The 12,799-nt window shown below is 72.2% G+C and carries 12 protein-coding genes; 9 read left to right on the forward strand and 3 right to left on the reverse strand.

Going from position 1 to position 12,799, the window contains the following annotated elements:
- From N798_RS12760 to N798_RS12775, 4 genes are all read left to right on the forward strand, one after another.
- Window positions 1-1,159, forward strand: a 1,159-nt coding sequence (locus N798_RS12760) for a DNA polymerase III subunit gamma/tau domain-containing protein (RefSeq protein ID WP_462937161.1), incomplete at its 5' end; no start/stop codon positions are given.
- Window positions 1,156-1,839, forward strand: coding sequence for a lysophospholipid acyltransferase family protein (locus N798_RS12765; protein WP_035949010.1), 684 nt, complete (start codon window positions 1,156-1,158; stop codon window positions 1,837-1,839). The genes N798_RS12760 and N798_RS12765, both read left to right, overlap by 4 nt.
- Before the next feature lie 171 nt (window positions 1,840-2,010).
- Entirely contained in the window at window positions 2,011-2,610 is a 600-nt protein-coding gene (recR, locus tag N798_RS12770) for a recombination mediator RecR (RefSeq protein ID WP_035949011.1), read from the forward strand.
- Entirely contained in the window at window positions 2,603-3,211 is a 609-nt protein-coding gene (locus N798_RS12775) for a DUF5063 domain-containing protein (protein WP_035949012.1), read from the forward strand. Before recR ends, N798_RS12775 begins: the two co-directional genes overlap by 8 nt.
- Before the next feature lie 12 nt (window positions 3,212-3,223).
- Here the strand turns inward: N798_RS12775 and N798_RS12780 are convergent, their stop codons facing one another.
- Window positions 3,224-4,384 carry an ABC transporter permease gene (locus N798_RS12780; RefSeq protein WP_052117314.1) on the reverse strand — a complete coding sequence of 387 codons (1,161 nt, stop codon included), beginning with the start codon at window positions 4,382-4,384 and terminating at the stop codon, window positions 3,224-3,226.
- Window positions 4,381-5,313: an ABC transporter ATP-binding protein gene (locus N798_RS12785; RefSeq protein ID WP_035949229.1), complete on the reverse strand. Its 933-nt coding sequence runs from the start codon at window positions 5,311-5,313 to the stop codon at window positions 4,381-4,383. Before N798_RS12785 ends, N798_RS12780 begins: the two co-directional genes overlap by 4 nt.
- Before the next feature lie 108 nt (window positions 5,314-5,421).
- Here N798_RS12785 and N798_RS12790 point away from each other — a divergent pair, with 108 nt between their 5' ends.
- The 5 genes from N798_RS12790 (at window position 5,422) to N798_RS12810 (ending at window position 11,357) form a co-directional block, all read left to right on the forward strand.
- Complete coding sequence (locus tag N798_RS12790; RefSeq protein ID WP_035949014.1) at window positions 5,422-6,258, forward strand: arylamine N-acetyltransferase family protein; 837 nt, start codon at window positions 5,422-5,424, stop codon at window positions 6,256-6,258.
- Window positions 6,259-6,398: 140 nt separating this feature from the next.
- On the forward strand, window positions 6,399-7,682 hold the full coding sequence (locus N798_RS12795; RefSeq protein WP_035949016.1) for an aspartate kinase: 1,284 nt from the start codon (window positions 6,399-6,401) through the stop codon (window positions 7,680-7,682).
- Window positions 7,683-7,756: 74 nt separating this feature from the next.
- A complete protein-coding gene (locus tag N798_RS12800; RefSeq protein WP_035949018.1) occupies window positions 7,757-8,818 on the forward strand; it encodes an aspartate-semialdehyde dehydrogenase in 1,062 nt (353 codons plus the stop codon).
- A 281-nt stretch (window positions 8,819-9,099) separates the two neighbouring features.
- Window positions 9,100-10,095 carry a LytR C-terminal domain-containing protein gene (locus N798_RS17475; RefSeq protein ID WP_156971734.1) on the forward strand — a complete coding sequence of 332 codons (996 nt, stop codon included), beginning with the start codon at window positions 9,100-9,102 and terminating at the stop codon, window positions 10,093-10,095.
- A 62-nt stretch (window positions 10,096-10,157) separates the two neighbouring features.
- On the forward strand, window positions 10,158-11,357 hold the full coding sequence (locus tag N798_RS12810) for a pyrophosphate--fructose-6-phosphate 1-phosphotransferase (protein ID WP_035949020.1): 1,200 nt from the start codon (window positions 10,158-10,160) through the stop codon (window positions 11,355-11,357).
- 144 nt (window positions 11,358-11,501) lie between these two features.
- Here N798_RS12810 and N798_RS12815 read toward each other — a convergent pair whose 3' ends face one another.
- Window positions 11,502-12,713, reverse strand: a complete 1,212-nt coding sequence (locus N798_RS12815; protein ID WP_035949021.1) for an oxygenase MpaB family protein — start codon at window positions 12,711-12,713, stop codon at window positions 11,502-11,504.
- Window positions 12,714-12,799 lie beyond the last annotated feature (86 nt).

Here is a 12,799-nt window from a genome sequence, read left to right on the forward strand (position 1 = left end):
CTCGGCTCCGGCCGCCCCGGCGACGGTATCCGGCGCCGCGACGTCGCCCGACGCAGATGTCCCCGCCGGATCGGCGCCCGACGGTGGGGCAACCCCCGTGGCACCCCGGGTGCAGCCGTCCGTCCAGCCCGACGAGCGGCCGCAGCACGCCGGCGTCCCCGTCGTCATGCCCGTCGTGCCCGACCGTGGGCCGTCCGGCCCGCCGCCCCACGACGAGCCACCGCCCGAGGAGCACGACCTGCCGGAGGAGCCGGAGTTCATCGAACCCGCTCAGCCCCAGCAGCGCGAACAGAGCCGCCCGGTCCCGCCGCAGCGCGATGGAGACGGACCGCAGGCTGGTCCCCCTGGGCACCCGAGCCCGGCGCCGCACCCGCAGACGATGCCGTCCCGGACGCCCGGGTCGCCGCCGGCGGGGGGCGCGCCCGCACACACGCCGGGTGGGCTCGACACCGCCGCCATCCGACGGTCGTGGCCCGACATCCTCGCCAAGGTCTTCGAGCTGCGACGGACGACGTGGACCTTCGTCTCCGAGCACGCCCAGGTGCTCGACTACGACGGCGAGCGTCTCCTGCTCGGCATCGCGACGACCGGTCTGGCCAACACCTTCCGCCGGGGTCCGCACGCGACCTACGTCCAGCAGGCCCTCATCGACGTGCTCGGCATCGACGCCAAGGTCGAGGGCGTCCCCGCCGACGGGTCCGCGATCGGCGGGACGGTGGGCGTGCCGACGATCGACCCCAACCGACCCGACCCCGTGCCGCAGGCCCAGCCCGAGCGCCCGGCTGCCCCGCAGCAGTCGGCCCAGGCCCGGGCCGAGGCCAACGGCGCCGCCGCGAGTGACGCGGCGAACCGCGGAGGCGAGCCGACGGCATACGTGCCGAGCCAGCCGCCCACGACGCAACCGGACTGGGGCAGCGGTGGTGACGGGACCGGTGCCGCGCCGGCGTGGGCGACGTCGGACGGGTCCGACACGCCGATCAGTCCCTTCGCGCGGGCACGGGAGGTCGTGGCCGCCGAGCCCGACCCCGATGAGACGCCTGTCGCCGATGACTCCGCGATCAGCGACGATGACGAGGACATCGAGGGCCTCGGCGAGGTCGGTGTCCCCGTCGTGGAGCGAGTCCTGGGCGGGAAGGTCATCTCCGAAGAGGACGCATGAGCACCTACTACTGGGTGAGCCGCACCGCGGTGATGTCGCTGGCCCACGCGATCTGGCGTCCCACGATCCTCGGCAAGGACAACGTGCCCAGGACCGGCGGCGTGCTTCTCGCGAGCAACCACCTGTCGTTCATCGACTCGTTCGCCATCCCGGTGGCCGCTCCGCGCAAGGTCTCGTTCCTCGCCAAGGCGGAGTACTTCACGGGCACCGGCGTGCGCGGCCGCTTCGTGCGCGGCTTCATGGAGGCCGGAGACGCCATCCCTGTCGACCGCGACAGCTCGAGCAACGCCAAGGACTCGCTCGACCTCGCGCTCGAGGTGCTCCGTGCGGGCAAGGCGTTCGGCATCTATCCCGAGGGCACACGCTCGCGCGACGGCCGCCTCTACCGTGGGCGCACCGGGGTCGCGTTCCTCTCGCTCACCGCAGGCGTCCCCGTCGTGCCGGTCGGCCTCATCGGCACCGACAAGGTCCAGCCCGTCGGTGCCCGCGGGCTCAAGCTGGCCGACGTCACCGTGGCCTTCGGGTCACCGATTCAGCCGTCCGCGTATGCCGGCCTGCCCGCCGGCCGCGCCCGTCGCCAGCTCACCGACGACGTCATGGACGCCATCGCCGCCCTCACCGGGCAGGAGCGCGCCGACACCTACAACGAGCGCCCCGCCACCGACGACCCCGACGACTGACCTCAGCTTCTGCTCCCCATGAGGGAACGTTGCGGGTCCGGAGGGAAATGTTCCGTCCGGATCCTTCACCTTCCCTCCGTATGCCGACGCCCTCGTATGCCGGGACCTCCGTATGCCGTGACGCCCGTGCGGGAGGCCGCCGCCGGGTGCGCCGTGGCCTAGGCTCGGGGTGTGTACGAAGGCGCAGTGCAGGACCTCATCGACGAACTCGGCCGACTTCCGGGTGTCGGGCCCAAGAGTGCGCAGCGCATCGCCTTCCACCTGCTCCAGTCCGACGCCGTCGACGTGCAGCGCCTCACCGACGCGCTCACCCAGGTCAAGGCCAAGGTCCGCTTCTGCGTGACGTGCCACAACATCGCCGAGTCGGAGCAGTGCCGGATCTGCGCCGACCCCCGCCGTGACGCGACGAGCATCTGCGTCGTCGAGGAGCCGAAGGACGTCGTCGCCATCGAGCGGACGCGCGAGTTCCGCGGGCGCTACCACGTGCTCGGCGGTGCCATCAGCCCCATCGACGGCATCGGCCCCGACGACCTCACCTTCCGCGAGCTCATGACCAGGCTCGCGAGCGGCGAGGTCACCGAGATCATCATCGCCACCGACCCCAACCTCGAGGGCGAGGCGACGGCGAGCTACCTCGCGCGCTTCCTCAAGGGCATGGACATCAAGGTCACCCGCCTCGCGTCCGGCCTGCCGGTCGGTGGCGACCTCGAGTACGCCGACGAGGTGACGCTCGGTCGCGCCTTCGAGGGACGGAGGCTCCTCGATGCCTGACGAGCCCGCCGGCCCGGACGCAGCCGCCGAGCAGCAGGCGGCGGACACGATGTCCGACCTCCGCGCGCTGGCCGACGACTCGGCCCACGAGGCCCGCACCTACCTCGCCACCGTCACCGACATCGCGTCCGGCGCCAACCCGGCGGCCGCGCTCCCGCTCGGTCTCCTCGCGCTCTCGCAGGTGCTCGTCATGGGCGCACGGCTCGGGGCGATCGAGGACATCGTCCCGGAGGACCGGTTCGAGGTGGACCCCGGCCCGGACGTCGAGCTCGACCCGCTGCGTGAGAGCCTCACGAACCTCCTCGAGGGCCTCGACGAGTACGCCGACGTCGTCGACCCGGTCACCGAGCCCGAGCTGACGACGGGGTCGGTCTCGAACGACCTCACCGTCGTGGCCTCCGCGCTCGCCCATGGCCTGCGCCACTACGACGAGGGCCGGATCCTCGAGGCGCTGTGGTGGTGGCAGTTCAGCTACCTGTCCGACTGGGGCGAGCGGGCGGCGAGTGCGCTGCGGGTGCTCCAGGCCCTCCTCGCCCACGTCCGGCTCGACGCCGACGCCGACGCGGTCTCCGAGGCGGAGTTCGACGCCCTCCACCCCTGAGGCGGACCCCCCTCAGGCGATGCGGGTGCCGCTCGGCAGGCGTCGGACCGGGGTGCGCACGCGGCGCTCGGCTACGACGACCGAGGTGAGCCCGAGCGCACCGAGGAACGCGAGTCCCCACGGCCACACCGGGTTGGCGTCGCGCCTGGCCCGGTCGGCGGCATCCTGCGCCTTCTCCCGGGCCTCGAACGCCGCGTCCGTCGTGGCGCTGTCGCCGACCGGCGAGCCCGCCTCGGGCAGGAACGAGCACTCGTCGCGCACGCCCCCCTCGCCCGGTCCGGCCTTCGCGTCCCGCGAGCCGTCGCTGATCCACCGCATCGGGGTGAAGCCACCGGTGAACGTGCCGGTCTCGGCAAGCCGCGAGGGTGCGGCGTCGGCGACGACGACGAAGGGGTTGACCGCGAGCAGCGGCCAGATCCGGTCGGTGCGCGAGGCCTGCTCGGTGCGCGTGAACTCCTCGCAGTCGGCCTGCGTCGGCTGGAGCACGAAGCCCTCGGCGCCGGGCTCCGACGTCACCGGAGGCTCGATCTCGGAGGCCCAGTAGCTCTCGGGCACCCCGTTGACCCTCACCGTCACGGTGTCGGTGAGCAGCACCGCCGTGAGCAGGAACCCGATGAGCGAGCCGAAGACGAGCGCGGCCAGCGTGAGGTAGGTGAGCACCGCCGACGCCACCGGGCGGGCCGTGAGCGTCGAGAACATGAGGCCCACCGCCGCCACGACCGCGAGCACGACGACGAGCACGAGCAGCGAGAGCAGGATCCGCCCGACGGAGAGCCCGCCCGCGACCCACGCCCACGCGAGGAAGGGCAACGCAGTGGCGAGGAAGACCATCGACACGACCCACGACGCCAGCAGCTTGCCGAGGACGAGCTCCCACGAGGTGACGAGCGTCGTCTGGAGCGTCGCGAGCACCCCGTGCTCCCGGTCGCCGTTGACAGTGGTCGCGGTGAGCGAGGGCACGACGAGCATCCCGAGCATGAGCACGAAGAACGTCGTCACGTCATAGAGCGAGGGCCCGGACGCGAAGCTCTCACCACGCACCGCCCGCCACGACGCGAACGTCACGAGCGCGATGACGACGAACCACGCGCCGAGGACGATCGGCCAGCGCGACGTCCTCCGGCGCTGCACGAGCTCGAGCCGCGCCACCGTCCACAGCCGTCGCAGGTTCACTGCCGGTCCTCCGTCGCCGCGAGGTAGGCCGCTTCCATCTCGCCGTGGAGCGGTGCGTATGCCGTGACGCGAGCGCCGCTGCCGCCGAGCCTCACGAGGAGCTCGGCAGCGTCGGTGTCGCCTGCGAGCTCGACGTCGACGGCGGTGCCCGCGTCGCGCCATGGCAGCCCCTCGTCGGCGAGGAAGGCCACGAGGCGAGCCCGGTCGAGCGCCGAGATCCGCCAGGTGCGCGACACCGGGGCAGCGCCGTCCACGGCCTGGGTCTCGACGGTGCGACCGCGCGAGACGATGACGGCGCGGTCGGCCATCTCCTGGAGCTCGGTGAGGATGTGGCTCGACACGAGGACGGTCGTCCCGGCGGCGGCGAGGCCGCGCACGAGGTCGCGCAGCTCGATCCGGCTGCGCGGGTCGAGGCCGGAGGCGGGCTCGTCGAGCAGCAGGGTCGTCGGGCGGTGGAGCAGCGCGCGGGCCATGCCGAGCCGCTGCTTCTGGCCGCGCGAGAGGACCCGGGCCCGCCGGTCGGCGAGGTCGGCCAGGTGCACCTGTTCGAGGACCTCGTCGGTGCGGGCGCGCGCCTCGGCCGCCGGCAGGTCGTAGGCGGCGCCGATCGTGTGGAGCACCTCGCGCACGGTGAGGGCGTCCCAGGTCCCGAACCCGTCAGGCATCCAGCCGATCCGGCGGCGCACCTCCCGAGGCTCGTCCACCGGCGAGAAGCCGTCGATGGTGATCGTCCCGCGGTCGGGCACGAGGAGGGTCGCGAGCATGAGGAGAAGGGTCGTCTTGCCGGCGCCGTTCGGCCCGATGAGCGCGGTGACCTCGCCGGGCCGCGCGACGAGCGAGATGTCGTCGACCGCGACGACGTCGCCGAAGGCCCGGTGCACCCCGGTCACGACGATCCCGCCGGTGGCCCCTGCCCCATCGGAACTCATGCCGAGCACAGTAGGTGCCGGGACGGCATACGAGGTGGAGGATCGTCGAAGTCGACACCGAACCGCGACGCTGGATCTCAGGTGCGGTGGAGGTGGTGGAATCGGGTCATGAACGACCCGTGGACCGTCGACCGCCTCGACCTCGACGCCTACCTCGCGCGCACCGGCGCCGCCGCGCAGGCTCCGGGCATCGACGCGCTCGCGCGGCTGCAGCTCGCGCACGCCCTCACCTTCACGTTCGACAACCTCGACGTCCTCCTCGGCACCCACCCCGGTGTCGGGCTCGAGGCGGTGCAGGAGAAGTTCGTCGGTCGTGGCCGTGGCGGCTACTGCTTCGAGCACGCGACGCTCTTCGGTGCCGTTCTCGAACGACTCGGGTATGCCGTCACCCGTCACCTCGGGCGCGTGGGCGACGTCGCGACGACCCCACGCACGCACCTCGTCCTCGTCGTCGACCTCGACGGGCAGCGGCTCCTCGTCGACCCCGGCATCGGCCGCCCACCGCTCGGCCCGGTGCCGCTCGTCGACGGGGCAGAGGTCGTGTGGAGCGGCTGGCGCCACCGGGTGCGCGACGTCGGCGCCGGTTCATGGGCGCTCGACCGCCTCGTCCACGGGCGGTGGGAGTACGTGCACACCGCCGACGCGCTGCCCGTCCAGCCCGTCGACGTCGAGATGGGCCACCTCTGGACGAGCAGCCACCCCCGCAGCCATTTCCGGTCGACCCTCATGTGCACGCGCCACGGCACCGACGACGACGGCGGCTCGCGCGTGACGACCCTGAGCCTGGACGGTGTCTCGGTGCGCCGACCCGATCGGCCCACCGAGCACGCCGACCTCGGCGAGGTCTCGATCGCCGGTGTCCTCGACGACCTCGGGGCCCACCTGACCGCGGCCGAGATCGACCGTCTCGAGGTCGTCGTCGGCGACCTGCTCGACGCACGCTGAGACCGGCACACCTCCAGTGGCGCCGAGTCGTGGCGGCAGCGCGCGGTGACGGACCGGCATACGGGCGTGGGACCGGCCGGTCGAGCACGTCGTTAGACTCGCTGCCGACCAGACTCCGCGACCACCGCAGGAGAGTGCACGTGCCCATCGTCGTCCAGAAGTACGGCGGCTCCTCGCTCGCCGATGCCGAGAGCATCAAGCGTGTCGCTCGCCGCATCGCCGAGACGCGCAAGGCCGGCAACGACGTCGTCGTCGCCGTGTCCGCGATGGGCGACTCCACGGACGAGCTGCTCGACCTCGCGCAGGACGTGAGCCCGCTGCCGCCCCCGCGCGAGCTCGACATGCTCATGACCGCCGGCGAGCGGATCAGCATGGCGCTCGTGGCGATGGCGATCCACGACCTCGGGATGAGCGCCCGCTCGTTCACCGGCAGCCAGGCCGGGGTCATCACCGACGAGGCGCACGGCAAGGCCAAGATCATCGACGTCACCCCCGGTCGCATCACCGAGGCGCTCGACAAGGGCCACGTCGTCATCGTCGCCGGCTTCCAGGGCGTGAGCCAGACGACCAAGGAGATCACCACCCTCGGTCGTGGCGGCACGGACACGACCGCCGTCGCGCTCGCGGCCGCGCTGCGTGCGGACGTGTGCGAGATCTACACCGACGTCGACGGCGTCTTCACGGCCGATCCGCGCATCGTGCCGAAGGCCCGCAAGATCGACCGCATCTCCGCCGAGGAGATGCTCGAGCTCGCGGCGTGCGGCTCCAAGGTGCTGCACCTCCGCAGCGTCGAGTACGCCCGCCGCTACGACATCCCCATCCACGTCCGCTCCTCCTTCACGCCGAAGGAGGGCACCATCGTCACCGACCAGCCCGGCTCCGAGGGCACCGAAGGAGAAGCCGTGGAAGCCCCGATCATCGCCGGCGTCGCACACGACCGCAGCGAGGCCAAGATCACCGTCGTCGGTGTCCCGGACCAGAAGGGCAAGGCGGCCGAGATCTTCACCGCTGTTGCCGCCTCCGAGGCCAACATCGACATGATCGTCCAGAACGTCTCGGCCACCGACACGGGCCTCACCGACATCTCGTTCACGCTGCCCAAGACCGACGGTCAGGGCGCGATGGAGGCGCTCCAGGCCATCCAGGGCCCGGTGGGCTTCAGCGGGCTGCAGTACGACGACCAGATCGGCAAGCTCTCGCTCGTCGGCGCCGGGATGCGCTCCAACCCCGGTGTCTCCGCGACCTTCTTCCGTGCGCTGGCTGAGGCCGGGGTCAACATCGAGATGATCTCGACCTCCGAGATCCGGATCTCGGTCGTCACCCGCAGCGAGCTGCTCGACGACGCCGTGCGGGCCGTGCACACCGCCTTCGGGCTCGACTCCGAGGAGGGCGAGGCGGTCGTCTACGCCGGCACGGGCCGCTGACCCGCGCCCGCGCCACTGAGCCGAGCCCGCACCGCTGAGCCGCGCCCGCGTCGCACCCCCGAGCCAGGAGCATCGTGACACCACCGCCACCCACCCTTGCCATCGTCGGGGCCACGGGCGCCGTCGGCACCGTCGTCCGTGACGTCCTGCCCGTGCGCCGCCATGTCTGGGGTGACGTGCGCCTCGCCGCCGGTGCCGAGGACGTCGGTTCCGTATGCCGTGTGGCCGGCGAGGACCTCACCATCGAGGCCCTGACCCCCGAGTTCTTCGACGGCGTCGACATCGCCGTCGTGGACATCCCGCCGGAGATCTCCGCGGAATGGGCAGGGGTGGCCGTCGAGCGCGGCGCCGTCGTCATCGACAACAGCCCGACGTTCCGGCGCGACCCGCAGGTCCCGCTCGTCGTCCCCGAGATCAACCCCGAGTCGGTGAGCGAGCGCCCCCGCGGCATCATCGCCAACCCCGGTGCCACCGTCATGACGATGATCGACGTGCTCGCCGTGCTCCACGCGCAGTGGGAGCTCACCGAGCTCGTCGTCACGAGCTTCCAGGCGGCCTCGGGTCTCGGACGGGCCGGCATGGCGCGCCTGCACGACGAGATGGCCGTCGTCGGCGGCCAGCGCGACCTCGGCATGAGCCCGGGCGACGTCCGCCGGGTCATCGAGCACGAGCTCGGGCCCAGCCTCTTCGGCGGTCCCCTCGCGCTCAACGTCCTGCCCTTCGCCGGCTCGCACGTCGGCGACGGCTGGAGCTCGGAGGAGTCCAAGATCCGCCAGGAGACGCGCAAGATCCTCGGCATGCCCGACCTGCGCGTCTCGGCGACGTGCGTGCGGGTCCCGGTCGTCTCGACGCACTCGGTGTCGGTGCACGCAACCTTCGCCAAGCCGATCCAGGTCGACAAGGCCCGTCAGGCGCTCGTCGAGGCGCCGGCCGTCGTCGTCATGGACGACCCCGAGAACGGCGACTACCCCACGCCGGTCGACATCGTCGGTGCGGACCCGAGGTTCGTCGGGCGCATGCGGCAGGCCATCGACTTCCCGCGCACGCTCGACCTCTTCGTCTGTGGTGACAACCTGCGCAAGGGCGCCGCGCTCAACATGCTCCAGACGGCCGAGCTCGTCGCCGCGACCCTCTGAGCCGGAGTCGGCGGAGTCGTCTCCCACGGGGCGCAGCGCGACGCGGTCCGTGACGCGGGTCCGCCGCGCGGGCGCCTCTCCGCGTGCCTTGACCCCGGCGTGACCCTGCGGCCAGACGTCGGACACCTCGACCTGTCACCGTGCCTCTGCAGGAGCCGGGAAGGGCCTCGGTCTCGGGTTGGTGACGAAATGGGCGTGTTACTCCTGTGACTCATGTGACTCGTGGTGAGATTTGTCTGCGGCGTCGGGACGTGGCGTCGCAGGACCGGGAAGGAGTGACCGTGTTCGGAAGCAGGAAGCCGTCGCCGACCGAGCCGTCGTCGCTGTCCGCGCGGACAGGCCATGCCGCCCGCGACCTCGCCCGCCGAGGACTCGGGCTCACCCGCGACACGGTCCACCGTGAGCTCCTCGAGCGGGCCCGCACCCAGGAGGAGCTGACCGACGACCAGATCTGGCGTCGCTACCAGTTCCGCCACCTCGCCGCCTTCATCACGATCCCGGCAGTCCTGCTCGGCACCGCGAGCATCGCCACGGCATACGGCACCGGGCTCATGTCGAGCGAGCCGGCCGCGCCGGCGTGCGAGCCGGTCAAGGTGCTCGCGCCGGCGCCGGGGTCGTTCAACATCAAGGTGCTCAACACCTCGGGCCAGAACGGTGCCGCCCACCAGGTCGCCAAGGACCTCACCCGCCGCGGGTTCACCGTCGTCGAGGCGTCGACCGCCCCGCGCACGCTCTTCGTCAAGGCGCCGGTGCGGATCTACCACGGCAAGGACGGGCTCGACCAGGCCCTCCTCGCCGCCCAGAACGTTGACGGGGCCGAGCTCGAGTTCGACGGCCGCCAGGGGACCTCGATCTCGTTCGTCCTCGGCGCCGACTGGGCCGGGCTGCTCCCCGGCCCGCCGCCGAAGCCGCCGGCCATGAAGTCCTACACGGTCAACGTCTACAACGCGACGTGGAAGCCCGGCCTCGCCAAGAAGGCCATGGCCGAGCTCACCGCCCGCGGGTTCAAGGGCGGCAAGCAGGGCAACGACCCCGACCAGTCCTTCCTGCCCGACGACGTCGCCGTCATCCGCCACGGACCCGACGCCGACCTCGCCGCCGCGCAGGTCGCCCGCCACATCAAGGGGGCCGTGCTGCGCGAGGTCCCGCGCGACAACATGGTCATCGACGTCGTGCTCGCCAACCACTTCGAGCAGGTCACGCCGGTCGCCGAGCTGCCCAAGCCCGTCGCGGTCCGCAAGGACCCGCCGCCGACGGTGTCGCGCCCCTGCGACTGACGGGCGTCCACGGTTCGGTCACTCGATGACTGTGCCGCCGGTCACACTGAGAGACTGGGTCCATGGCTGTCCAGACCGTTGCCCTGCTCACCGCCGGTGGCCTCGCGCCCTGTCTCTCGTCCGCCGTCGGTGGGCTCATCGAGCGCTACACCGAGATCGCTCCCGACGTGCGGATCATCGCCTACCAGAACGGGTATGCCGGCCTCCTCACCGGCCGCTCCGTCGAGGTGACGCCGGAGGTGCGTGAGAACGCGGCGCTGCTCCACCGCTTCGGTGGCTCGCCGATCGGCAACAGCCGGGTCAAGCTCACCAACGTCGCAGACTGCGTCGAGCGCGGCCTCGTGCAGGAGGGCCAGGACCCGCTGCACGTCGCCGCGGAGCAGCTGACCGCCGACGGGGTCGACGTGCTCCACACCATCGGCGGCGACGACACCAACACCACGGCCGCCGACCTCGCCGCCTACCTCGCGAGCAACGACTACCCGCTCACCGTCGTCGGCCTGCCCAAGACGATCGACAACGACGTCATCCCGATCCGCCAGTCCCTCGGCGCGTGGACGGCCGCGGAGCAGGGCGCCCTCTTCGCCCGCAACGTCCTCGCCGAGCACTCCTCGAACCCTCGGATGCTCATCATCCACGAGGTCATGGGCCGTCACTGCGGCTGGCTCACCGCCGAGACCGCCCGTCGCCACCACGCCTGGGTGGCCGAGCAGCAGTGGTTGCCCGGCATCGGTCTCGACCCCCGCCGCTGGGACGTCCACGCCGTCTTCGTGCCGGAGGCGCCCATCGACCTCGCCGGGGAGAGCACCAGGCTCAAGGCGGTCATGGACGAGATCGGCTGCGTCAACATCTTCCTCTCCGAGGGTGCCGGGGTGAGCGAGGTCGTCGCCGAGCTCGAGGCCGCCGGCCAGGAGGTGCCGGTCGACCCCTTCGGCCACGTCCAGCTCGACAAGGTCAACCCCGGCGCGTGGTTCGGCAAGCAGTTCGCCGAGCGGCTCGGCGCCGAGAAGGTCATGGTCCAGAAGTCCGGCTACTTCTCGCGGTCGGCCGCGGCCAACGCCGAGGACCTCGCGCTCATCCGGCGCTGCACCGACTACGCCGTCGACGCCGCCCTGCGCGGCGAGTCCGGCGTCGTCGGCGAGGACGAGGAGCGCGGCGACGAGCTGCGCGCCGTCGAGTTCCCCCGCATCGCCGGCGGCAAGGCGTTCGACGCGTCGGTGCCGTGGTTCACCGAGCTGCGCGAGTCGGTCGGCCAGGCCTGACGCGGTCGCGAGGCACGGCATACCCGACGTCCTTTCAGCCGGGTATGCCGTGTGCGCCCCTGATGCTCGGGGTCCCGCCCTTCGCTCCTCCTGGCAGGGCCACCAAGGAGGAGGCCCGTGGCGCCGCGCTGATACGTCGGGCCGTCACCCGTCGACGCGTGCGGGGTGTGGCGCGCCGGAGGCCGGGGAGTCGTCGACCATCTCGTGGGTCACCCCGTAGGTCGTGCGCAGCCGCACCTCCTGACGGTCGGCGTAGGCCTCACCACGTCGGCGCCGCCACTCGACAAGGGCGGGGGAGCGGTCCATCCCCCGGTTGAGCACACCGAGCGGCCGGCCGAGCCCGGCGACGACGGGCCCGACCCGCGACGGGGGCACGCCGAGGTCGTCGGCGATGTCGTCGCCGAGGAAGAGCCGCTCGAGGCCGTGGACGGTGGTCGGCGACCAGCGGCGGAAAGGCCCGAGGAGGAGGTCGAGCTCGGGCACGAGGAACTCGGTGTTGATCCCACGCACGAGCGCCCGGCAGAAGTCCTCCACCGGCGGGCGGGTCATGAGGTGCAGCTCCTCCAGCGCCTCCTGGTCGGCCGGGGTCGCGGGCAGCAACTCCGGGCCGACGCCGAGCAGGTGGCCGAGGTAGCGCCAGCGCGCGTAGTGGCCGTCGGCGATCTCGTGCGGGCGGAAGTGGACACCGACGCGTGCCAGGGCCCTGATGACGATGAGGCAGAACTCGTCGACCGTGTAGGCGAGGTGGGCCTGTGAGATCGGCTCGCCCCAGGCCTCGTGGTCCCAGGCCGGGTCGTCGCGCAGGTGGCGGCGCACGAAGGCGTGGATCATCCGCACCCGGACGGTGCGCTCGAAGCCGGGGGAGAACCGCTCCAGCCCACCCGGCTTCGTCACCGCACGGAGCCAGGTCGCGACCTCGATGGTGCGCATCCCGGCGCTCTCGACGTAGCGGCCAGTCATCTGCAGCGGGCGTGAGGCAGTGGGGTTGGCGTAGCCCACGAGGAGTGAGGCGGCCCCGAGGACGATGCCGGTCTCCCGGCTGTAGCGCGCGAAGTCGCGGACTCCGTCGTCGATCGCTGGGAGGTCGACCCAGTCGGGCATGTCGTCGAGCTGCGCGAAAAGGGCGACGAGGCTCTCCGGCGCGTCGGGGACCGCCTCGATGCCCTCGGCGAGCGCCGTGCGCAGCAGCCGCATGAAGTGACCACGCCCGATGCGGCCAGCCTCGTCGGCGCAGGCATCGGCGAGGGGGTCGCCTACCCACATGCCCGTCAGGTAGGCCGAGCCGAGGGCGCCGTGGAGGGCGACCGCCTCGGCCGCGTTGCGCACGCTCGTCGGCGGGTCGGCGCGGTGGGCCATCCCTCGAGGGTAGGAGCAGCCCGGCGGCCTGTCCCCCACAACGACGAACCGCGCGTCCCGGGCCCACTCCGCCCGCACGTATCTCG

Source organism: Knoellia flava TL1 (genome assembly GCF_000768675.1).
In the GTDB taxonomy this organism is placed as follows: domain Bacteria; phylum Actinomycetota; class Actinomycetes; order Actinomycetales; family Dermatophilaceae; genus Knoellia; species Knoellia flava.

Coding starts and splice junctions, on each gene's coding strand:
- N798_RS12790 (WP_035949014.1), top strand. CDS start 5,422: ATGAACGACCCGTGGACCGTCGACCGCCTCGACCTCGACGCCTACCTC.
- N798_RS12815 (WP_035949021.1), bottom strand. CDS start 12,713: ATGGCCCACCGCGCCGACCCGCCGACGAGCGTGCGCAACGCGGCCGAG.
- N798_RS12775 (WP_035949012.1), top strand. CDS start 2,603: ATGCCTGACGAGCCCGCCGGCCCGGACGCAGCCGCCGAGCAGCAGGCG.
- N798_RS12810 (WP_035949020.1), top strand. CDS start 10,158: ATGGCTGTCCAGACCGTTGCCCTGCTCACCGCCGGTGGCCTCGCGCCC.
- N798_RS12765 (WP_035949010.1), top strand. CDS start 1,156: ATGAGCACCTACTACTGGGTGAGCCGCACCGCGGTGATGTCGCTGGCC.
- N798_RS12785 (WP_035949229.1), bottom strand. CDS start 5,313: ATGAGTTCCGATGGGGCAGGGGCCACCGGCGGGATCGTCGTGACCGGG.